Source organism: Pandoraea sp. XY-2 (assembly GCF_004193915.1).
Taxonomy (GTDB): domain Bacteria; phylum Pseudomonadota; class Gammaproteobacteria; order Burkholderiales; family Burkholderiaceae; genus Pandoraea; species Pandoraea cepalis.
The window spans coordinates 2435744-2456671 of sequence record NZ_CP030849.1 but is presented as its reverse complement, the minus strand read 5'-3'; the positions used below and the strand labels follow the sequence as shown (position 1 = coordinate 2456671).

General features: G+C 61.5%; 15 protein-coding genes and 4 pseudogenes. 11 read left to right on the top strand and 8 right to left on the bottom strand.

Going from position 1 to position 20928, the window contains the following annotated elements; all coding sequences use genetic code 11:
* The first annotated feature begins 5 nt into the window (after nucleotides 1-5).
* A pseudogene (locus tag DRB87_RS11180) lies at nucleotides 6-3124 on the top strand (efflux RND transporter permease subunit).
* 76 nt (nucleotides 3125-3200) lie between these two features.
* Here DRB87_RS11180 and DRB87_RS11175 read toward each other — a convergent pair.
* A pseudogene (locus DRB87_RS11175) lies at nucleotides 3201-4444 on the bottom strand (MFS transporter).
* Nucleotides 4445-5298: 854 nt separating this feature from the next.
* Here DRB87_RS11175 and DRB87_RS11165 point away from each other — a divergent pair.
* The 5 genes from DRB87_RS11165 (at nucleotide 5299) to DRB87_RS11145 (ending at nucleotide 12070) form a co-directional block, all read left to right on the top strand.
* Nucleotides 5299-5667, top strand: a complete 369-nt coding sequence (locus DRB87_RS11165; protein WP_017234506.1) for a hypothetical protein — start codon at nucleotides 5299-5301, stop codon at nucleotides 5665-5667.
* Nucleotides 5668-5754: 87 nt separating this feature from the next.
* Nucleotides 5755-6999 carry a TolC family protein gene (locus tag DRB87_RS11160; protein ID WP_094068955.1) on the top strand — a complete coding sequence of 415 codons (1245 nt, stop codon included), beginning with the start codon at nucleotides 5755-5757 and terminating at the stop codon, nucleotides 6997-6999.
* On the top strand, nucleotides 6996-8519 hold the full coding sequence (locus DRB87_RS11155) for an efflux RND transporter periplasmic adaptor subunit (protein WP_094068954.1): 1524 nt from the start codon (nucleotides 6996-6998) through the stop codon (nucleotides 8517-8519). The genes DRB87_RS11160 and DRB87_RS11155 overlap by 4 nt, the downstream gene beginning before the upstream one ends.
* Complete coding sequence (locus DRB87_RS11150) at nucleotides 8516-11650, top strand: efflux RND transporter permease subunit (RefSeq protein ID WP_130025933.1); 3135 nt, start codon at nucleotides 8516-8518, stop codon at nucleotides 11648-11650. The genes DRB87_RS11155 and DRB87_RS11150 overlap by 4 nt, the downstream gene beginning before the upstream one ends.
* Nucleotides 11651-11701: 51 nt before the next feature.
* Nucleotides 11702-12070, top strand: a complete 369-nt coding sequence (locus DRB87_RS11145) for a copper-binding protein (protein ID WP_017234510.1) — start codon at nucleotides 11702-11704, stop codon at nucleotides 12068-12070.
* 748 nt (nucleotides 12071-12818) lie between these two features.
* Here the strand turns inward: DRB87_RS11145 and DRB87_RS11135 are convergent.
* The 7 genes from DRB87_RS11135 to DRB87_RS11110 all read right to left on the bottom strand — a co-directional run bounded on the left by DRB87_RS11135 (nucleotide 12819) and on the right by DRB87_RS11110 (nucleotide 17411).
* Nucleotides 12819-13121, bottom strand: a complete 303-nt coding sequence (locus DRB87_RS11135; RefSeq protein WP_017234511.1) for a P-II family nitrogen regulator — start codon at nucleotides 13119-13121, stop codon at nucleotides 12819-12821.
* Nucleotides 13122-13160: 39 nt separating this feature from the next.
* Complete coding sequence (locus DRB87_RS11130; protein ID WP_130025932.1) at nucleotides 13161-14777, bottom strand: multicopper oxidase family protein; 1617 nt, start codon at nucleotides 14775-14777, stop codon at nucleotides 13161-13163.
* Between the two features lie 52 nt (nucleotides 14778-14829).
* Nucleotides 14830-14994, bottom strand: coding sequence for a hypothetical protein (locus DRB87_RS23030; protein ID WP_017234513.1), 165 nt, complete (start codon nucleotides 14992-14994; stop codon nucleotides 14830-14832).
* A gap of 34 nt (nucleotides 14995-15028) precedes the next feature.
* On the bottom strand, nucleotides 15029-15994 hold the full coding sequence (locus tag DRB87_RS11125) for a F510_1955 family glycosylhydrolase (RefSeq protein ID WP_130025931.1): 966 nt from the start codon (nucleotides 15992-15994) through the stop codon (nucleotides 15029-15031).
* Between the two features lie 65 nt (nucleotides 15995-16059).
* The gene (locus DRB87_RS11120) at nucleotides 16060-16311 is read right to left on the bottom strand and encodes a DUF2933 domain-containing protein (RefSeq protein ID WP_017234515.1); all 252 of its coding nucleotides are present in this window, start codon (nucleotides 16309-16311) and stop codon (nucleotides 16060-16062) included.
* 159 nt (nucleotides 16312-16470) lie between these two features.
* Complete coding sequence (locus DRB87_RS11115) at nucleotides 16471-16773, bottom strand: hypothetical protein (RefSeq protein WP_017234516.1); 303 nt, start codon at nucleotides 16771-16773, stop codon at nucleotides 16471-16473.
* A gap of 236 nt (nucleotides 16774-17009) precedes the next feature.
* Nucleotides 17010-17411 carry a hypothetical protein gene (locus DRB87_RS11110; RefSeq protein WP_130025930.1) on the bottom strand — a complete coding sequence of 134 codons (402 nt, stop codon included), beginning with the start codon at nucleotides 17409-17411 and terminating at the stop codon, nucleotides 17010-17012.
* A 277-nt stretch (nucleotides 17412-17688) separates the two neighbouring features.
* Here DRB87_RS11110 and DRB87_RS24210 point away from each other — a divergent pair.
* The 5 genes and pseudogenes from DRB87_RS24210 to DRB87_RS11090 all read left to right on the top strand — a co-directional run.
* Nucleotides 17689-17775: pseudogene (locus tag DRB87_RS24210) on the top strand (hypothetical protein); the annotation flags it as partial.
* A 120-nt stretch (nucleotides 17776-17895) separates the two neighbouring features.
* Complete coding sequence (locus tag DRB87_RS23525; RefSeq protein ID WP_232424654.1) at nucleotides 17896-18057, top strand: hypothetical protein; 162 nt, start codon at nucleotides 17896-17898, stop codon at nucleotides 18055-18057.
* Nucleotides 18058-18353: 296 nt separating this feature from the next.
* A complete protein-coding gene (locus DRB87_RS11100; RefSeq protein WP_017234519.1) occupies nucleotides 18354-18626 on the top strand; it encodes a metal/formaldehyde-sensitive transcriptional repressor in 273 nt (90 codons plus the stop codon).
* 6 nt (nucleotides 18627-18632) lie between these two features.
* Nucleotides 18633-19886 (top strand): annotated as a pseudogene (dmeF, locus tag DRB87_RS11095) (CDF family Co(II)/Ni(II) efflux transporter DmeF).
* A gap of 218 nt (nucleotides 19887-20104) precedes the next feature.
* Nucleotides 20105-20920, top strand: a complete 816-nt coding sequence (locus tag DRB87_RS11090; RefSeq protein WP_017234520.1) for a creatininase family protein — start codon at nucleotides 20105-20107, stop codon at nucleotides 20918-20920.
* Nucleotides 20921-20928: the final 8 nt, after the last annotated feature.

Genomic DNA, 20928 nt, shown 5'->3' with positions numbered 1-20928 from the left:
CCCTCATGCTTAACGCGATCATTCGCTTTTCACTGCGCTTTCGAGGCGTCATTTACGCGCTGGCCGTCGTCGCGGCCGGTTATGGCGTTTATTCGCTCACGCGCGCGAAGCTCGACGTCTTTCCCGAGTTCGCTCCGCCGATGAGCATCGTGCAAACAGAAGCACCGGGCCTGACCAGCGAGCAAGTCGAGACGCTCGTGACACAGCGGCTGGAGAACGGTCTGGGCGGCCTTGTCGGACTCCAGTCGATGCGATCTAGGTCGATGCAGGGCCTGTCGGCCATCACGCTCGTATTCAACGAGCATACGAATGTGATGCAGGTCCGTCAGCTCGTGTCCGAGCGGGTCAATGAATTGGCCGCGACGCTACCGTCGGGCGTCCATCCGCCACGACTGTTGCCGCTGACGACGACGACAAGCGTTGTGCGAACGATTGGCCTGACATCCAACACGCGCTCACTTCAGGCGCTATACGATATCGCGCAGTGGACGTTGCGACCGCAACTCATGAGCGTTCCCGGTGTTGCCGATGCCATTGTTTTCGGTGGCCAGACCCGGCAGATGCAGATCCAGGTCGATCCGACCAAATTAATACGTTATGGGCTATCGATCCAGGACGTGGTCGCCGCCGCGAAAGCATCAACGGGAGTGAAGGGCGCCGGGTTCATCGAGGGGGACAACCAGCGTATCGCGGTGAACGCGGACGGTCAGATCGCCGAGCCGCAGACGCTGGCCAACGTGGTGCTGCATTGGAGCCATGGTGCTGCCGTCCGCATTGGGGACGTCGCCACCGTGGCGTGGGGCGCTGCGCCGGCGGTCGGCGCCGCATCGATCATGGCGCATCCCGGCGTAATGGTTGTTCTGGAAAGCCAATATGGCACCAATACGCTCGAGGTGACAAAAGGCATCGAGACATCGCTGGCGTCGATCAAGCCGATTCTCGCGAAGCAAGGCGTCGAGGTCAACGCCGAGGTATTCCGGCCCGCCAGCTTCATCGATGCGGCGCTGAGCCACCTCCGCACTGCGTTGCTCGTTGGCGCGGCGCTTGTGATCGCTGTCCTTTTCCTGTTCCTGCTCAACGTGCGCACGGCCGTCATTTCAGCGGTAGCGATTCCGCTGTCAATGCTCGTTGCGATTATCGTTCTGACCGCATTCGGCGTCAGTCTGAACACCATGACGCTCGGCGGGCTCGCGATCGCGCTGGGCGAAGTGGTCGACGACGCCATCATCGACGTTGAGAACATCTATCGGCGGCTGCGGCAGAATCAGACCCTCCCGACGCCGCAGCCGGCCTATCGCGTCGTGCTGCGCGCCTCGCTTGAAGTGCGCAGCGCCGTGGTGTTCGCGACGTTCATCGTGATGCTGATCTTCCTGCCGGTGCTGACGTTATCGGGTGTCGCTGGAAAATTGTTCGCGCCGCTTGGTATTGCGTACATCCTGGCCGTGCTCGCGTCGCTTGGCGTGGCACTCACCGTCACACCCGCGTTGGCCTTGGCGCTACTGGTAGGCGGGCCATTGCCACAGCATGAGCCGCGTCTGATTGCCCGCCTGAAGGCTCGTTATGCAGCGCTGCTCCTGACGGTCGACCAGCACGTGAAGTCCGTGATGATCGCCGTTGGGCTGATGTGCGTCGTCGCGCTCGGATCGTTACCGCTTCTGAGCGGCAACTTCATCCCCGAACTTCGCGAAGGTCACTATATCGTGCACATGGGGCTTGCGCCCGGCACGTCGCTTGCAGAATCGATGCGCGTCGGCGCCCGAGTGTCGCAAGTGTTGATGAAGGTGCCCGGTGTTCGGTTGGTCGCACAACGGGCGGGGCGTGCCCATGGCGTCGTCGACCCGACCGGCGTTCAGCTTTCAGAATTCGAGGTCGATCTTGAGCCAATGAGCGCGACTGGCCAAAGCTGGGCCCTCTACCGCATCCAACAGGCGCTCGCTCGCTTTCCGGGATTGACGACTTCGGTCAATACGTTTCTCGTTGAACGGATCGACGAGACGATATCGGGTGCGACGGCGCCTGTGGCCGTGAACGTGTTCGGCGACAATCTCGACGTCATCGACCGCAAGGCGCAGGAGATCGCTCAACTACTGGGTTCGATTCGTGGTGCGGCAAGCGTCCGGGTCGAATCTCCCCCGGACATTCCTGAGCTGGAAGTGAGGCTCAAACCCGAGTCATTGAGCCGCTGGGGCTTCCGGCCGCTCGAACTGCTCGACACCATCCAGGCGGCGAATGAGGGCACCACCGTCTCCCAGATCTACCGAGGCATCCGAACATACGATGTCGTCGTCGTCCTGGCGCCATCGGCCAGGGCGACACCTGACGATATCGGTGCGCTGAAGTTGCGCAATCCGGATGGACTTGCCGTGTCGCTTCGAGACCTGGCGTCGATACGTCAGGTGTCGGGCCGGTATCAAATCACGCACGACAACGGTCGACGCATGCAAACCGTCTCAGTCAACCTCGGCAACCGGGCGGTCAATGATTTCGTCAAGGAGGCGCAGGCGCGTGTGAGCCGGGAAATCACGTTGCCGTCGGGAACGTATGCCGTGTTCACGGGCGAGAACGAAGCGCGTACACAATCTCAGCATGACCTGGTCGTGTACGGAGCGATTTCGCTCCTCGGCATTGCGATGCTGTTGTTTCTCGCGATGAAGAGTCGTCGAGGGGTGGTCCTGGTAATGATCAACCTGCCGTTTGCCTTGGTGGGTGGCGTCCTGAGCGTAGCGCTCACGGGCGGTACTCTGTCGTTAGGCGGCATGGTAGGTTTCGTGACGCTCTTCGGGATTTCGTTGCGCAACTCCATCATGCTGATCAGTCACTACGAACACCTGGTGCACGTGGATGGCCATACCTGGGGACCGGAGACCGCAGTGCAGGGCGCATCCGAACGGTTAATTCCGATCCTGATGACAGCGCTCGTGACAGCACTCGCGCTCGTGCCGCTCGCGCTGACCAGCGGTGCCGCTGGCAACGAGATTGAAGGGCCGATGGCCATCGTGATTCTCGGGGGCTAGTTACGTCAACGGCACTGAACCTTCTCGTTTTACCCACACTTGCATTGCGATATGGCCGATTCGAACGCGATCTGCTTGCAAAACCTTCGGAGAACTCGCCGGGCATATAACCTGCGCGTACCCGCAATACGCCTCGTCTCGCATGCCGCTTTTTCGGCCGTTCATAGCCGTTCGCCCGTGTGTTGCTCACGAGGCACTCTTGACCAGGGTTTCTTTCATCCGCGCGACGACGATCACGCCGGACAAGAAGGTGAGTCCGGCGATCAGCCACACTGCAGCCGCCAAACCGAAGAAGTCGGCTGTGACACCAGCCAGGAGTGCACCGACTGCATAGCCCAGGTCGCGCCACAGCCGATACACACCCACGGCCGAGGCCCGCCAAGCAGGATGCGCCACGTCACCAATGGCGGCCAGCAACGTCGGATAGACCATCGCAGTGCCGACGCCCAAGAGTACGCCGCCCACACCGAAGCCCAGGAAGCCGTTGCTTGATGCCGTGATTGCAATGCCTGCCGCCTGCGTCCACATCCCCAAGCGATCAACTGCTTGCGGCCAATGTGGTCGGACAGGGCTCCCGTGAAAATCTGCGTCATACCCCACACGGCAGGGTATATCGCTGCAAGCGTGCCGACCTGAGCAAGCGACATACCTGCGGTAGCGAAGACCAGCGGAAATAGACCCCACGCCATGCCATCGTTGAGGTTATTCACCAACCCCGCCTGGCTGATGCTCGACAGATTGCGGTCGGTGAGCGAGGCGCGACGGAAGATTTCGCCTTGGGTGGGCAGCGCATCTTCATGTTCGGTGTGGTGCGCCTGCACTTCGTGTGCCACGTAGTGCCGGGTTTCGCCAACCGCCATAGCCGAGAGTGTCAAACCCGAGGCAACGTAGACGACACCCAGGTAGAACGGTTCCGGGCGCAGCCCGTAGCGGGCGGCCAGCCAGCCGGTGGCGAGCGCGCTGCCCGCCACGGCGAAATAGCCGGAAAATTCGTTGAGGCCCATCGCCAGGCCGCGTTGCTTGGGGCCAACTAGGTCGATCTTCATTATGACCGTGGTGGACCAGGTAAGGCCCTGACTGACGCCTAGCAAGACATTGGCAGCGACGATCCAGTTCCAATCGGGTGCCCACATCAGGACGAAAGGCACCGGCACGGCCACCAGCCACCCGGCGACCAGTATATGCTTGCGGCCGTACCGATCGGACAGTCGTCCTGCAAAGTAGTTGGTCAGCGCCTTGGCGATGCCGAAGACAACGATGAAGGAGAGAATTGCTGCCCGCGCCGCGACGTGAAATTCGTACGCGGCGATGGCCGGCAAAATGCTGCGCTCAAGTCCGACCATCGCCCCGACAAAGGCATTCACCAGCACGAGCAGCGAGAACTGGCCCAAGTTCTCGCGCAATCCGAGACGAATGTCAGATGTGTGCATGGGGCAGATCTCCAAGCTGAGGTTGAAGCGCAGCTTGTCGACGCCCACGAAAAACCACGGCCCTTCGCCGCGTCGCTTGCCCAGCCCCCCACAACCGAAAGAGTGGGAAAAGGGCCGATTCCTTGCTGGGGAATTGCGTGGAGAACATCGTCAGCGCCTCCGTCAGAACACCAGTACCTTGTCTGCCTCAGCTGTCCAGGCAGTCATTTAGCTCAAGGTGCTGCGGCGAGTTCCCTTGATAAGTTCATAGACGCTAATTCCTCGAGCGTCGAGACAAGTGCCGTACAGACCGCCGCCGCCCCCGACCGTGCACAGCATATCTCCCGCGTTCTAATAGTCCTCGGGAACATGCTGGCCTGACTTAGCACAGACCACTGCGCCTCCCATCAGGAACAGTCGGACCGTCCCACTTTCACGCTTGACCAGCGCTTTGGCGAGACGCAGAGCATTTTAGCTGTGTTCGCTCCCGTAGGCGGCATCATTGAGAATGAAAAAGGTTTGCATGGTGGCCTCCATAAGCGTTTCGATCGATGTTTGAGTTGCTTCGCGGCTTACTGAGTCGAGCTTTCGATGCGCAAACCGCCTGCGGCCCGTTCGCTGACGCCAGTACGGTTCTCAATGGCTCCCCCCGTCCCGCATCGACGACCGACGCTATGCTGGCCGAGCGAATCGACGACCGGCTCGAGGAACTGGAGGACTATACCAAAGTCATGTGCGCAATCCTGGAGCAACTGCGACCTTTGGCAGCCCTGCGCGGTCGGTCGCCGGCAAGGCAGCGACTGACGCCACACCTGACTCTCGCCTTGGGTTTTCTAGGAGCGTATTGTCGCGCACAATGATTTATACTACTTGCCATGCGAATCATCCGCCTGCTTCTGCTTATCGTGCTGTCGCTAGCGCTGCCCACGGTCGGGCTGGCATCTGCGGGCTATATGGGTGAGTTCCAGATGCAGCAGGCGGCAGACGCGAGCATGACGGAGATGGCGATGCCGGTCGGCCATTGTGACGAAACCGCTACCAAAGTGGCCCAGCCCGGCAAACTCAAGGCCGGCACGCTCTGCAAGCTTGGTCAGGACTGCAAGATTGGCGCTGCCTATCATCCGACCAGCCCGGTCAAGCTGTTCCATCCATTGCCCGCTGCGCAGCGGGTTACGCCAGTGCCCACGCGAGCACTGCTTTCCCACGTCCCCGAAGGACTGTGGCGACCTCCCACTTCGCTTTGATTTCCTGACAGTATGATCCGCTGAGCGTGCGCTCGGCGGTCGCAGGCTGTGCGCACGCGCACGTTGTCTCGTCACGGAGTCAATAACATGTTCACGCGTTGGATGCTCATCCCCTTGCCCTTGTGTTTGGCAGGGGTGGCCGGCCTCGTCCAGGCCGCGCCCTTGACCTTTAGCGACGCGCTCAAGGTCGCCGAACAACAATCCCCGGCGCTGACGGCCAGTGCCGCCAACCTCCGATCGGCCCAGTCTGCGGCGATTCCGGCGGGCGCTTTACCGGATCCAAAGCTGATCGCAGGCGTCGAGAACTACCCTGTTTCCGGAGATACCCGCTGGGCACTGGAGCGCGACTTCATGACCATGCAGAAGATCGGCATCATGCAAGAGGTGCCCAATGGCGACAAGCGTCGCGCGCGCGTCGAAGTGGCCGATGCCCGTTCGGTGCTGGCCCAGAAGCAGCAGCAGGTCTCGCTGCTTGAAGTGCGCCGAGGCACCGCGCTCGCTTGGCTCGATCGCTACTACCTGGAAAAAAAGCTGGCGCTGTTCGACCAGCTCGACCAGGAGAATCGCCTGCTGGCCGACACCGTGCGGGCTCAGGTCGCCTCCGGCAAAGGCCAACCGGCCGACGCCGTGATGGCCGAGCAGGAACAGGCCGACCTCGCGGATCGTCGTGACGGCCTGACACGCGATATCGCCATGGCAATCGCTTCATTGCGTCGTTACGTGGGCGCTGACGCGGATGATCCCTTGCCCGGCGACGCGCCGGCGTTGGCGGTCGATCCAGAACGCTATCGGGCGCATCTGCATCATCACCCGGAAGTGGAACTGTTTGCCGCAAAGTCAGGCGAAGCCCGGGCCGAGTTGCATGAAGCGCAGGCGGAAAAAAAGCCCGACTGGGGCGTCGAGCTGGCCTACCAGCGTCGCGGCCCGCAGTTTGGCAACATGGTTTCGGTCCAGTTCACGATCGGCTTGCCGATTTTCTCGAAGAGCCGGCAAGACCCGATGATCGCCTCCAAGGCGGCCGATCTGGAGCGGGCCGACGCGGAGCGCGACGCCATGTTGCGCGATCACCTCAATGAGCTCGATAACGGCCTGGCCGAATACACGTCACTCACCCGCCAACTGGATCGCGTCAACCAGACGTGGCTACCGCTCGCACGCCAAAAGGTCGACCTCCTTACGGCCGGCTATCGCAGCGGCAGGACCGACATGGGCACGGTACTCGCTGCCCGGCGCGATCTGATCGAGCGGCGCATGAAGGCAATCGATCTGGAAAACCAGCGCGCGCAGATCGCGGCCAAACTTTACTTCACGTATGGCGGGGACGAACAATGAAGCCACGTCACATAACACTTGGTGCATTGATTGTCTTGGTAGCCGCCGCCAGCGCCGGCGCAGGATACTGGTACGCGCTGCGTCATGCGGGCAGCGCTACGGGGAGTGCGCCAGCGGCCGCCGCCAATGGCGTGCCCACTCAAGGCGACGCCAATCGGAAAGTGCTCTATTGGTACGACCCGATGGTGCCGAACCAGCACTTCGACAAGCCCGGCAAATCGCCCTTCATGGACATGCAACTGACGCCGAAGTACGCAGGTGAAGGCGGCGATGCCGCGGGCGTTCAGATCGATTCGGGCGTGGCGCAAAATCTGGGCATCCGTCTGGCCCGGGTCGAGCAAGGCACGTTTGACGCACCGATCGATGCGGTGGCCAACGTGGTCTTCAATGGCCGGGACGTGGCGGTGGTGCAAGCGCGCAGTGGCGGCTTTGTGCAACGCGTCTACGCCAGGGCGCCCGGGGACGTGATCGCGCAAGGCGCACCGCTTGCGGACTTGCTGGTGCCTGAATGGGGCGGTGCACAGGCCGAGTTCCTCGCGGTGCTCCGCACCGGTGACAAGGGCCTGGTCGACGCCGCGCGCGAAAGGCTCATGCTGCTCGGCATGCCCGCCGGGCTCATCGCCCGGGTCGAGCGTACGGGTGTGTCGCAATCGACGTTCACGATGACCTCGCCCATCGCCGGGGTTATCCAGTCGCTCGACGTGCGTCAAGGCATGAGCATTGCCGCCGGCATGACACTCGCGAAAATCAACGGATTGGCCACCGTCTGGCTCGAAGCGGCCGTGCCGGAATCCCAGGGTGGATTGGTCGCCGTTGGCCGCCTGGTGGAAGCCCGTCTGGCGGCGTATCCTGGCGAAACCTTCAAGGGCAAAGTCATCGCCGTATTGCCTGAAACCGATTCGGCCAGCCGGACCCTCAAGGTGCGGGTCGAGTTGCCTAATCGCGACGGGCGCCTGAAGCCCGGCATGTTCGCGCAGGTCCGCGTGCAGAATGGCGCGGCTAAGCCGGTTCTCACCATTCCAACCGAGGCGGTGATTCGCACGGGCGTGCGCAACGTCGTGATCGTCGCGCAGGACGGCGGCCGCTACGCGCCGGTAGAGGTCAAAGTCGGGCAAGAAGGTGCCGGCAAGACGGCGATTCTCGAGGGTCTGTCGGAAGGACAGAGCGTCGTCGTCTCCGGCCAGTTCCTGATCGACTCTGAGGCCAGCCTGCAGGGTGTCCTCACCCGCCTCGCGGGCGCCCCCGCCCAGGCCACGGTCCAGCCGGCAAGTGGCGCGAGCGCCCCCGCCGCGCTCAACGAAGCCACCGGCAAGGTGGAAAAACTCGAACACGGGCAAATCACGGTCTCGCACGGCCCGGTCAAGTCGCTCGGCTGGGGGCCGATGACGATGACGTTCAAGCTGTCCGACCCGTCCATGGCGACCGGCATCAAAGCGGGCGATACCGTGCATTTCGGCTTCGTCCCCAGCGGCGATGAGTTCGTCGTCAAGCAGTTGGAGAAGACAGGAGCCGGCTCATGATCGCGAGGCTGATCCACTGGTCGATCGTCAATCGCTTCCTGGTTCTGATGGCGACGCTCTTTGTTGCTGCCGCGGGCGTGTGGGCGGTCAAGACCACACCGGTCGACGCACTGCCGGACCTGTCGGACGTGCAGGTCATCATTCGTACCAGCTATCCGGGCCAAGCCCCACAGATCGTCGAAAACCAGGTGACCTATCCGCTGTCGACGACAATGCTGTCGGTGCCCGGTGCGAAAACGGTACGCGGCTATTCCTTCTTTGGCGATTCGTTCGTCTACGTCCTGTTCGAGGACGGCACGGACCTGTATTGGGCGCGCTCGCGCGTGCTTGAGTACCTGAACCAGGTGCAAGGCCGCCTGCCCGTCACGGCCAAGACCGCATTGGGACCGGATGCGACTGGCGTGGGCTGGATCTACGAGTACGCATTGATCGACAAAACGGGCCAGCACGACCTCGCCCAACTGCGCAGCCTGCAGGACTGGTTTTTGCGCTTTGAGTTGAAAAGCCTGCCCAACGTCGCTGAAGTTGCCTCCATTGGTGGCATGGTCAAGCAATACCAGGTCGTGCTCGACCCCATGAAACTGGCCGCCTACCATATCCCTCAGGCAAAGGTCATCGATGCCATCCAGAAGGCCAATCAGGAAACCGGGGGTTCGGTGCTCGAGCTGGCGGAGACCGAATACATGGTGCGCGCGACCGGCTATCTGAAATCGCTCGACGATTTCCGCAACATTCCGCTGAACGTCTCGGCCACCGGAGTTCCGGCCAAGCTTGGCGATGTAGCTACCATTCAGGTTGGCCCCGAAATGCGGCGTGGCATCGCCGAATTAAACGGGCAAGGAGAAACCGCCGGCGGCGTGATCATCCTGCGCTCGGGCAAGAACGCTCGCGAAACCATCGCCGCGGTCAAGGACAAGCTCGCCGAGCTGCAAAAAAGCCTGCCTGCCGGGGTCGAGATCGTGCCGACCTACGACCGCAGCAAGCTGATCGACCGCTCGATCGACAACCTCAAGCACAAGCTGATTGAAGAGTTCATCGTCGTGGCACTGGTTTGTGCGGTGTTCCTGTGGCATTTGCGCTCGGCTCTGGTGGCGATCATTTCACTGCCCCTTGGCGTGCTGATCGCTTTCATCGTCATGCGCTATCAGGGCATTAACGCCAACATCATGTCGCTTGGCGGCATCGCCATTGCGATCGGTGCGATGGTCGATGCGGCGGTGGTGATGATCGAGAACGCGCATAAGAAGATTGAGATGTGGACGCACGAGCATCCCGGCGAGTCCCTCAAAGGCAGCGCGCATTGGACCGTGATCGGCGAAGCGGCCGCAGAAGTCGGGCCGGCGCTGTTCTTCAGCCTGCTCATCATCACCTTGTCGTTCATTCCGGTGTTCACACTCGAGTCGCAGGAGGGGCGCTTGTTCGGCCCGCTCGCCTTCACGAAGACCTACGCGATGGCAGGCGCTGCGCTGCTTTCGATCACACTGATCCCGATTCTGATGGGCTACTGGATACGGGGGCGCATCCCGGACGAGACGCGAAACCCGCTCAATCGTGCGCTCATCCGTATGTATCGCCCGCTCCTCGACTGGGTGCTGGTGCGGCCGAAACTCACCTTGGTGATCGCTATGCTGGCGCTCTTGACCACCGCGTGGCCGATCAGCCGCCTGGGCGGCGAGTTCATGCCGCCGCTCGATGAGGGCGATTTATTGTACATGCCCTCGGCACTGCCGGGGCTATCTGCGGCAAAGGCGGCGGAGTTGCTGCAGCAGACCGATCGTCTGATCAAGACGGTGCCCGAAGTCCAGAGTGTGTTCGGCAAGGCGGGGCGTGCGGAGAGTGCGACGGACCCGGCGCCCATGGAAATGTTCGAGACCACCATCCAGTTCAAGCCACGCGATCAGTGGCGCCCTGGCATGACGCCGGCCAAGCTGGTCGATGAACTCGACCGGGTCGTGAAGATCCCTGGCCTGTCCAATATCTGGGTGCCACCGATCCGCAATCGCATCGACATGCTGGCCACCGGCATCAAAAGTCCGATTGGCGTGAAGATCTCCGGGACGAACCTGGCCGAGATAGATCGCGTCGCGCAAGACGTCGAGCGGGCTGCGAAAACGGTGTCGGGTGTGAGCTCCGCGCTGGCGGAGCGCTTGACGGGCGGGCGGTATGTCGACGTCAACATCGACCGCGCGGCCGCGGCGCGCTACGGCCTGAACGTGGCCGACGTGCAGGCAATTGTGTCCTCGGCCATCGGCGGGGAGAACGTCGGGCAAACCGTGGAGGGGCTCGCGCGCTATCCGATCAACGTGCGCTATCCGCGCGAGATTCGCGATTCGCTCGAGGGACTGCGCAATCTGCCGATCCTCACCGACGCCGGTCAACAGATTACGCTGGGGACAGTTGCCAAGATCGATGTCAGCGATGGCCCGCCGATGATCAAGACGGAAAACGCCCGGCTCTCGGGCTGGGTCTACGTCGATGTGCGCGGCCGGGATCTGGCGTCGGTCGCGGGCGACTTGCGCGCAACAGTGGCGCGGGAGGTCAAGCTCGAACCCGGCATGAGCATTGCCTATTCCGGTCAGTTCGAATACCTGGAGCGCGCCGCCGCACGCCTCAAGCTGGTCGTGCCCGCGACGCTGGTGATCATCTTTGTGCTGCTCTTCATGACCTTCAGTCGCTTTGACGAGGCTGCCCTGATCATGACGACGCTGCCCTTCGCCCTAGTGGGCGGCATCTGGGTTCTCTATCTGCTCGGCTACAACATGTCGGTGGCCACCGGCATCGGCTTCATCGCGCTCTCGGGCGTCTCCGCCGAGTTTGGCGTGGTCATGCTGCTGTATTTGAAGCAGGCCATCGCGGCAAGGCAAGCATTGGGCGTCACGTTGACTGCAGAGAGCCTGGACGACGCCATCCGCGAGGGGGCGGTCTTGCGGGTGCGCCCCAAGGCGATGACGGTCGCCGTCATTCTCGCCGGCCTGATCCCGATTCTGTTGGGCAGCGGCACCGGCTCGGAGGTCATGAGCCGGATCGCGGCGCCCATGGTGGGCGGCATGATCACCGCGCCGCTCCTGTCAATGTTCGTGATCCCGGCGGCCTTCCGGCTCATGCGTGGCCGGAATCATCGCCGGACGTAGTTCCCTTGCCCGAAAGGGTGTTTTTCTCACTATGTGTAAAAGGAGTCTGTCATGTTCAAAACGATCAGTGCAATGCTCACCTGTGTCGCCCTCGGCGCCTCCCTGCCGGCCATGGCCGCCGGCGCGGCCGATATGAAGCCCATGAGTGGCATGAGCCAGATGGGAGGCATGAAGGCAGACAAGTCTGCTGCGGTCACCGCAACGGGCACCGGCGTGGTCAAGGCTGTCGACAAGCAAGGGGGCAGCGTGACGCTGGCCCATGGGCCGATCAATGCGTTGGGCTGGGGGCCCATGACCATGGGCTTCAAGGTGGCCGATGCCAAACTACTCAATGGCGTTTCGGTCGGCCAGAAGGTCGACTTCACTCTGGTGTCGAAGGACGATGTCCAGACCGTGACAGCGATCCGAGCCGCGAAATAATGCATTGATGCGGGTGGGTGCCGCGACGATCGGCTGGCACCGGCGTCGCACTCCGCTCGTTGCGGCCGGGTCGGAATTCCAAGGAGCGAATGATGGGAACGAGTATCTTCTTCGGGGAATCGGTGATCGCCGCGTTTGGCGCGGGCGTGATCGCCCTGTTTGCACCGTGTGCATTTCGGTCATGCTGCCGGCGTATTTCGACAGTTCCTTCCAGAACCGTCGCAAGCTGGTGGCGATGAGCTTGGGGGTATCGCCACGGTCATCCTGCCGCTCGTGATGGGTGGCCGTGGCCCTGCGCCGTCTGTTGGTCACGCAGCAAACGCCGCTCTAACTGATTGGCGGCGGGCTGATGCTGGCGATGGCGGCCTTCACGTTGTTGGGCGGCAAGCTGCATCTGGGGGGACTGTTCGGAACCGGGATCGGCCAGGGCCGCGACAGCTTACTTGAGCGAGGCCATTTCCTCGGGCGTGCGACGCACGACCAGACCTGCAGCCCGCGGCAACTCACTGTCATGCGTTCGCCAGGCCGCCGCGCACCGATGTCAGCTTCGACCGGCGCGCCACCCGCTCTGGCGCGCGCCGGCGGCTCCATTGATGCCCCGAACTGCACGAGCGTCGCGACCCCGCTGATCCCCCGGCGGTCGCGATCAGCTATGTGCGGCATCCCGCGTCGGGGCGTTTTTCCTGATCGTCATGCATGGCAAATTCAGGGCGGGATGCGGGCCAAGCCCGCCCCGTCCACCGCAGTCTTACGGTGTCCGGATATGAAAGAAGTCCTCAACGGGAAAGACCGCCACGATACCCGTGCCCGGCACGTCGGAGTGCGCCACCTCCCGGATCGCGTCGGTGATGGCCTTGACGTCGGCTTCGTCGGCAAAAATCTCGAGCTTGATGTGCTCGCTCATCCAGTCGCTCGCGAAGACGTTCGCGTAATGGCCATACCCCTTTACTGTGGTCGCAGTGAGCCCGGGCACATGAACGGCCGCGAGGCGCCTCTCCAGTGGCTCCAGCACATCGTCTCGAACAATGGCAATCACATATCTGAAGCTCATGATCTTCTCCTCGACAAAGAAACCCCAACCCGGCAAGACCTAGGACGTCTTGATCAAATAGTTACGCATCAACCCCACATCCTCGTGCTCCAGCATATGGCAGTGGTAGAGGAACAGCCCGGGGTAGCCGTCAAAGTCGAGCAGCAGCCGGATACGCTCTCCGGGCATCACCAATACGGTGTCCTTCCAGCCGTCGTCCACGTAACCGCCCGCCACGGAATTTCTCGCTGACGCATAACCGGGGCGTACGGCACGCCCGACGACGCGGAACTGCAGGCCATGGACGTGCATGTCATGCGCCATCGACATGACTTCCTCATTGCGGAACTCCCAGAGTTCCGCAGTAGCGTGATGCACAGTTTCGTCTGGCGCGACGCCGTCCATTTCGAAACGGCGACCGTTAATGCCCCACGTCATCATGCCCATCGTGACGTTGAAAATCCTGGGATTGGCTGCATTGACGGCACGCTGCGGTTGCGCCTCTGGGAGCGCTGCCAATCGCTTTGGCAAGCGCGGTTTTTCCGATACTGTCCTCACCACGCGGACTTTCGCGACCGGGAAGGATGCTCCGTTGGGTAGCGATGTGCCACTCATCATGTCGCCCATCGCCATATCCCCGTGGAATGACAGGCTACGCAGTGTCAGTTCGCTGCCGACCGGGTATAGGGCAAAATCAACCCACACATCGATGCGCTCCGCAGGTGCCAGCGTCACATAGTGGCGGGCAAGCGGCTGTTGCAACAATCCGCCATCGGTGCCAATGACCGCAAGCGGCGATCCGTCGTTCCATGCCAGCTTGAAGATGCGTGCGTTCGAGGCATTCACCAGGCGTAAGCGATAGGCGCGGGCCGCGACCGGCAGTTCGAAGTCGGGTCTGCCGTTGACAAGAATGCGATCACCCAGAAAACCCATCATCTGCCGCGCGGTGGCCATCATGCCGCGACCATTCCTCATTCCGCCCCCCATCATGTCACCCATCCCGCCCATCATGTCGCCGCCCGCGCCACTGAGATAAACGAGTTGGTTATCGCCATCAAAGTCACGGTCTTGCAGCACGAGCGGTACATCGTAAGGGCCGCTGGGTAGGCCGAGCGTGGCTTCCTCGTCGTCGCTCACGATCAACAGTCCAGCCAGACCGTAGTAGATCTGGGCGCCGGTGCGGCCATCGGGGTGCGCGTGGAACCAATACGTGCCGGCGCGATTGCGTACCTCGAACTCGTACACATAGTGCTCGCCGGGCGCGATCGCATACCGGGGATGGCCGTCCATGGTGTCGGGCACGGACAGGCCGTGCCAATGGATGGTGGTGGCTTCGGGTAACTGGTTGATCAGGTCGATGCGTACCTTCTGGCCGCGTCGCACCCGCAGGATCGGCAGGTAGCTGCCGGGCAAGCGTTCGAAGGCATGCGGATCCCCCTTGAGGACGACGCCGTCATAGCGCCAGACGGCGGTTTGCTGCCCCGGCAGGATCGCGACTTGGTCCCGCTTTGCCCGTAGCTGAACATGAAGGTCGGCAGTGAACGGGCGCTGCCCAACCGATTCCAGCGGGCTTGCCGTTCCGGATAACCGTAGTCCCGCGGTGCCGATCGTGAAGATCGCTCCCGATAGCGTCGCGCGAAGGAGTTCACGTCGCGACGTGTCGATGCCATTGCACATATTGAGCCTCCTTGCACTGCAGCCCTGACCAGGGCCGGCGGTATGAGCGCCGCTAGCGTCGGGGTATGACGCCGCCACCCATATAACAGCTGCCGATGTCGTGCATCATGCCAGTGTGCATCACCCACATGCCCGCCACGCCAAGCACGGCGATCAAGCCAATGACCGCTAGAACGATTAGCACAATGTCGAATACCGAAATCTTGTCCAGTAGCATGTTCACTCCTCGGTCCAGCGGCTGCCGTCGCCGCTCATTGCGTTTGCCCTTCCTTGGCGATCTGCTTCCATGTACGGCCCCGATCCTCTGACAGGTAGACGTTGCGTTTGAATGTCGCGATCGCGATTTCGCCGTGCTTGGCTGGATTTTGGGCGATGAAGGCCACCGCGTCATCCGTCAGCGGCGGCAACGTCACTTCCTGGGGATCTTTGCCGTCTCGCCAGTTGATGCGCGTCAAGGCGGGCTTGCCGGCATAGTGGCTATACCAGAGATGCGTCTCGTCCAAATCGAACCATGCCGCAAGCGCTTGCCCGCCTTGCAGTTGGCGCAAATGGTCGGCGGCGTCTTCCGAGATATACAGACCCTGATCCGTGGTCACGGCGACCACGCGGGAAATGGTCGGATGAATCGCCAGACCGTTGACGTCGCCCGCCAAGCCCTTGGCGGCCGCTGCAATCCATTGCATGCCATCAGACTGCGTGTAGTAGATGCCCGGCTGTTTCATCCGGTCATTCGGGCGCTGGTTGAAGACATACACCGTGTTCGTCCCATAGCTCGTCGCCATGGTGTGGAAATCCGCCTGTCCTTCAAGGCCGAGCTTTTTCCAGGTGCGGCCGCCGTCCTGGCTCTTGAGCAGCCCGAACGGATTGTTCAGCTTGGTCCCCGGCGCAGCATGACCACTACTGTATAGCGCGTCGCGCGTTGCCGAGAACCCCATGTAGTCGTGCGGCGGACCTTCAGCCTTCAACCAGTGCCCATTGCTGTAGATCGCCAATCCGACGTGACTCGGGATGAGGATCTTGGTACCGTCCGTGCTATACGAAAGCCCGTGGACATGCATCAGATAGACGGTTTCCGCCGGGGCGCTCACACCATTCGGTGCGTGTCCCCCCGGGGCCTGGGGCGCTGCCGTGGCTACCGGCAAGCTGCCGTTTGCCATCGCAGCCAGAGCGATGACTTGGGCGAGCGCGGTCATCCGCGGGCGAATTTTGCGCTTCATCTTGTTCTCCGTGGTTCTGGGGCGCTCACCGCATCGCGGTGAAGGCGTTTGTCATTAGGATGCGCTCATTTCTCCAGGTTTTTTTGCGTCACGGACTTGGTGGCCTGCCCGGTCTCGGCTTTCTCATCGTGCGCCTGGTTGTGCGAACCCATGCCGCGCATCATGAAAAACATCGAGAGTGGGCACAGCAGGACTAACAGAAACGGCGCGATGCCAAGCACCAGGGCATGGAATTGCGGTAGGGCAAAATAGGCGGCCACCAGCACCACGCCCATCACCAGGGCGAGGTTGATCATCGTCTTGCGGCTGCAGTTCATTTGTCTCTCCTTGCGCCCGATCGCTTAGCGTCTTGCGGGTGGCCATGCGGGGCTGCCCACGGACTGCGGTCGTGCCAATCGAGCTTATGAAATCACTTTGGGCGCCGGCATCGAACTCGGGGGTGCGATGCCGGCGGCGGTCAAATCAGATCGAGTCGACTACTGTCCTCGGTAAAGTTGTTTGAGGTCGGCGGGCGCCGGCGCCGGAGATTCCGCACTTGCCATGCCGTGCATCGTGGTGCTGCCTTGTGACATCCCCATCGCGCCGGAGTGCATGTCCATCGGCATGCTCTTCATCATTTCTTGGCACTGCGCCATCATTTGTTGCGGGTCGACCGGGGCAGTCTTGGCCTGCGCGACCTGGCGCTGCCGTTGGGTCACGTCCAAGTCGGGGCCGGCGAAAGCGGCCGTGGCCGACGCAAGGGCCACAAGGCCCAGGAGCAAAACGGATGTTTTCTTCATGCTCTGTCTCTCCAAAATTCTCAAATTGCGGCACGAGCCCATGCGAAGGTAAGTGGCTCGTTATCCGGTTCGGCATTACGTGCCGAGCAACCGCTAAGCAGCTGGGTGGGCGATCGCGAGCAATTCGCGATGCGCGGCGCCAGCGGGCCTGAAAGGTGATTGCCGGCAATCACTCAAAAGAGAGTTCTCGCGACCACAGATGCCTGTGACGCGCGAATGAGGCCAAGGTGAGCGGATCAGCTCCGGAAACAGCAATAGCGAATGGACAGAGGGGGAGAGGTGACGCGAGCGAGCTCGGGGCGGGCGAGCGACGAGGAACTGGCCCGCGAGGCCGCTACCCGGGGGATCGGGAACACACGCGCGGGGCCAGGTGCAACGGGATGATCAAGGTCCGTCGACGTATCGACAGACTGCTTGCCGACATCGCCTTGCGCTTGACACAGCCCCACTTGGGCCGCGTCGCGTTGGGCGCAACCCGACGTGGCAAACGTGAAGTCGTTCATCGACTGTTCGGTCGACGCCATCGAAGCGTGCGGACAAGCGTAGGCGGCGACGGCGAGCTGCATGAACAGCATGCTCCACAGCACCACGAGGGCTGTCACTACCTGCTTTACGTAACTTGCGTGACGCGTTTTCATTGTTCTCGACTGTATTGCGACCTGGCGGCCACGCGCGTGGGCGTGTGGTTCAGTGTCGGAACGCCATTCGCCATGGCCAAACCTCCCGCTCAAGGCGATGCAATGACGGGTCAAGCCCTGTCGTCAGTGGCGCGGTACGTTTCAAATGTAGTCCTTCCTATAGTTGTAATGTCAAGCGGATTTTTCGCATGATTTGCGAGCGCACCCAAAAAACAGGTTGACCGTCCTACCGTGGGAATTTCTAAGCTGAAATCGTTCCAGTACGGTGGGGGGCATCATGGCCAGAATCGATCCGGTCTGCGGGATGACCGTGGAGGAGCGTACCGCGGCGGGCCACACGTCGCACCGGGGCGTCACCTACTACTTCTGTTCGACAAGCTGTCAGCAACGCTTTGAGGCGGACCCTGGTAAATATGCCGCACGCGCCCCCGTCACCAGTGCCGGGGACATAGCGAAACAGCCCGCTGAGGCATACACGTGCCCCATGCATCCTGAAGTAAGACAGGCGGAGCCCGAGGTCTGTTCCACGTACGGCATGGCGCTGGAACCCAACGAGGCCATTGCCGTGGAAGAAAGCCCGGAACTGGCCGACATGACGCGGCGCTTCCGGGTGAGCGCTGCGCTGGTGTTGTGCCCGTATTCCTGATGACCATGGGCGCGGACCTCCGGCCGGACGCCTCGACGCAACTGATTTCTCCGCGCGCCTTGCAGTGGCTGGAATTCGCGTTGGCAACGCCGGCAGTGCTGTGGGGCGGGTGGCCGCTGTTTGTGCGCAGTTGGCGTTCGCTGGTCAACCGCAGCCAATATGTTCACACTCATCGCCTTGGGCATGGGGGTTTTGCCTGAGGCTATGGCACGGTCGGCGGGCGAATATCTCGGCATTGCACAAACGCGCATCGTCACAATGTTAGTATACCCCCCTAGAGTATTTTAAGGGGGGCGATGAGTCATACCGTGCGCAAAAAGAAGCAACTGCTTAACCGAGTCCGGCGGATCAAGGGCCAGATTGAGGCTATCGAGCGCGCGCTCGACGAGGAGCGCGGGTGCATGGACGTGCTACAGCAAATCACAAGTTGTCGCGGCGCCATGAATGGACTGCTCGCCGTGGTTCTCGAAGACCATATTCGAACGCATCTGGTTGACGCAGAACACGCCGACGAGCGTGGCAGTGGAACTGAGCAACTGATCGACGTCGTTCACAGCTATTTCAAATGAACAATTATGAGCAACTTTGAAGATTCCACGTTCGACGCGGGACACGACCACATCTTCTTGGGCGCGGCCCACGAAGACAACGAGCGCCGAACCTGGATGGTGATCGCTCTATGCAGCGCGATGATGGTTGTCGAGATTGTCGGCGGCAGTCTGTTCGGCTCACTGGCCCTCGTCGCCGACGGCTTGCATATGTCAACGTACGCTGGCGCGATGCTTATCGCCGCGTTGGCGTACACGCACGCTCGCAGGCATGCTGCCGATCGCCGCTTTGTATTTGGCACAGGAAAGTTGGGAGATCTCGCGGGCTTTTCCAGCGCCATCGTACTCGCCATGATCGCGATACTGATCGCATACGAGGCCGTTAAACGCTTCTTTTTCCCGGTGCCCATCCACTTCGATCAGGCGATTCCTATCGCGATTCTCGGCCTGCTGGTTAACCTCGCAAGTGTGTGGCTGCTCAGCGGCGATCACCACGGACATGACCACGGCCTTGGACACGCTCATGGCGGCGAAGCGAAGCACATCCTCAGCGGCGCCACTGAGTTTGCCGTAACGATTTTCGAGGTTGGTGTGCCCCAGTATTTCGCATCACGCCGATAGACGGATCATCACAACTGATCGCAGAGGCCGTTTCGGTAAATACTGTGCGCCCCGATGGGAGGTCCCAAACTTTCGTGTTTGTAGACCGTGGCGAGTATCTGGAGTCAACGGAGAGTATCCCCGAACCGCATGCTTTCCAGGCAGTAATCCGCCTACCTGATGGCGAACACCGCGTCGAATTCGAAGAGCACGCTCACCGTCTTGGCGACTCACCTGCTGCGGCACACCGTGATCACAACATTCGCTCTGCGTACGTTCACGTCATTGCCGATGCCGCTGTTTCCGTGCTGGCAATCATCGGGCTGCTGCTGGCCCGCGCGCTCGGTTGGCTCTGGATGGACCCGCTTGCTGGCGTGATTGGTGCCCTGGTAATTGCGAATTGGTCTTGGGGTCTAATGCGAGACACAGGGGCCATTCTGCTTGACATGAACCCAGACCAGCGACTGTCCAACGAGGTACGTCGACTTATAGAGAACAAGGGCGACAAGGTCGTGGACCTGCATGTGTGGCGCCTCGGCCCGGAACATATGGGCGCAATTGTTTCGATAGCCACTCGTCGCGCCGCGCGCACGCGCGATGTTCTATCGCGCTGCACTCAGGCACTTGAACGAACTCTCGCATCTAACCGTCGAGGTCCACGTGTCGCGAGCGGCGAGCTGACGCAAAAGTTGTCGGTTGGCTTCGAGCGCGTTGTTTGCCCTCAGGAAAACAGACAACTTCTCGTAGGGAGTACTTGTGGCGTGCCCGCATTAATTTAAACCAACCGGCCCCCACAATTCCCGTTGCGGTTTAATAAGCCATATTGCTTTTAGCGTTATGTGGGAAATTTCCCCTTATCTTGGCATGCCCCCAATTCGCATTTTCCATGAGGACTGTTCATGCGCTTACCACTTCGGCATGCTTTTGCTTCTGCCATTCTGCTCATCGCCACACAGGCCGCGTTTGCACAAGCATCGAGAACCGTGTTCCTTGAGGACCTGACCTGGACCGAACTGCGCGACCAGATTCAGGCGGGAAAGACTACCATCCTGATCCCGATCGGCGGAACCGAGCAAAGCGGCCCTGATGTCGCGCTCGGCAAGCACAACGCGCGGGTGAAGGTGCTTTCACAGCGTATTGCGGAGGGACTCGGCAATGCGCTCGTTGCGCCCGTGATCGCCTATGTGCCAGAGGGCAGCTACGCTCCGCCTACTTCGCACATGCGCTTTCCCGGCACCATCACGGTGCCGGACGACGTGTTTGAAAAAACGCTGGAATCCGCCGCTAACAGCTTCAGGATCCACGGGTTCAGGAACATTGTGTTCCTCGGCGATCACGGCGGTTATCAGAACGACATCAGGCGGGCTGTTGCCCAGCTCAACAAAGCGTGGTCAGGCTCAGCGGCCCGAGCGTTCGTGCCAACCGAATACTACGGCACCAGTTCCGATGGCTACGCGAAAATTCTGCGCCAACGTGGTTACCGCGATGACGAGATCGGCACACATGCGGGACTTGGGGATACGTCGTTGCTGCTCGCGCTGGCACCGCAAATGGTTCGCGAGGATCGGTTGCGACGCGGTCCGAAACTCGGACCGGCTGACGGTGTCTATGGCGGTGATCCGCGTCGCTCAACAGCTGAGCTCGGTAGACTGGGAACCGATGCGATTGTGTCGCGAACCATCGCTGCCGTCAGAAATGAGACCGCGGGCCGCTGACGGATCCG

Excerpts from the sequence above, each read along its gene's own strand:
- DRB87_RS11090 (WP_017234520.1), top strand. The coding sequence starts at position 20,105 with ATGCGCTTACCACTTCGGCATGCTTTTGCTTCTGCCATTCTGCTCATC.
- DRB87_RS11160 (WP_094068955.1), top strand. The coding sequence starts at position 5,755 with ATGTTCACGCGTTGGATGCTCATCCCCTTGCCCTTGTGTTTGGCAGGG.
- DRB87_RS11155 (WP_094068954.1), top strand. The coding sequence starts at position 6,996 with ATGAAGCCACGTCACATAACACTTGGTGCATTGATTGTCTTGGTAGCC.
- DRB87_RS11150 (WP_130025933.1), top strand. The coding sequence starts at position 8,516 with ATGATCGCGAGGCTGATCCACTGGTCGATCGTCAATCGCTTCCTGGTT.
- DRB87_RS23030 (WP_017234513.1), bottom strand. The coding sequence starts at position 14,994 with ATGCTACTGGACAAGATTTCGGTATTCGACATTGTGCTAATCGTTCTA.
- DRB87_RS11130 (WP_130025932.1), bottom strand. The coding sequence starts at position 14,777 with ATGTGCAATGGCATCGACACGTCGCGACGTGAACTCCTTCGCGCGACG.
- DRB87_RS11145 (WP_017234510.1), top strand. The coding sequence starts at position 11,702 with ATGTTCAAAACGATCAGTGCAATGCTCACCTGTGTCGCCCTCGGCGCC.
- DRB87_RS11110 (WP_130025930.1), bottom strand. The coding sequence starts at position 17,411 with ATGAAAACGCGTCACGCAAGTTACGTAAAGCAGGTAGTGACAGCCCTC.
- DRB87_RS11115 (WP_017234516.1), bottom strand. The coding sequence starts at position 16,773 with ATGAAGAAAACATCCGTTTTGCTCCTGGGCCTTGTGGCCCTTGCGTCG.
- DRB87_RS23525 (WP_232424654.1), top strand. The coding sequence starts at position 17,896 with ATGCATCCTGAAGTAAGACAGGCGGAGCCCGAGGTCTGTTCCACGTAC.
- DRB87_RS11120 (WP_017234515.1), bottom strand. The coding sequence starts at position 16,311 with ATGAACTGCAGCCGCAAGACGATGATCAACCTCGCCCTGGTGATGGGC.
- DRB87_RS11100 (WP_017234519.1), top strand. The coding sequence starts at position 18,354 with ATGAGTCATACCGTGCGCAAAAAGAAGCAACTGCTTAACCGAGTCCGG.
- DRB87_RS11165 (WP_017234506.1), top strand. The coding sequence starts at position 5,299 with ATGCGAATCATCCGCCTGCTTCTGCTTATCGTGCTGTCGCTAGCGCTG.
- DRB87_RS11135 (WP_017234511.1), bottom strand. The coding sequence starts at position 13,121 with ATGAGCTTCAGATATGTGATTGCCATTGTTCGAGACGATGTGCTGGAG.
- DRB87_RS11125 (WP_130025931.1), bottom strand. The coding sequence starts at position 15,994 with ATGAAGCGCAAAATTCGCCCGCGGATGACCGCGCTCGCCCAAGTCATC.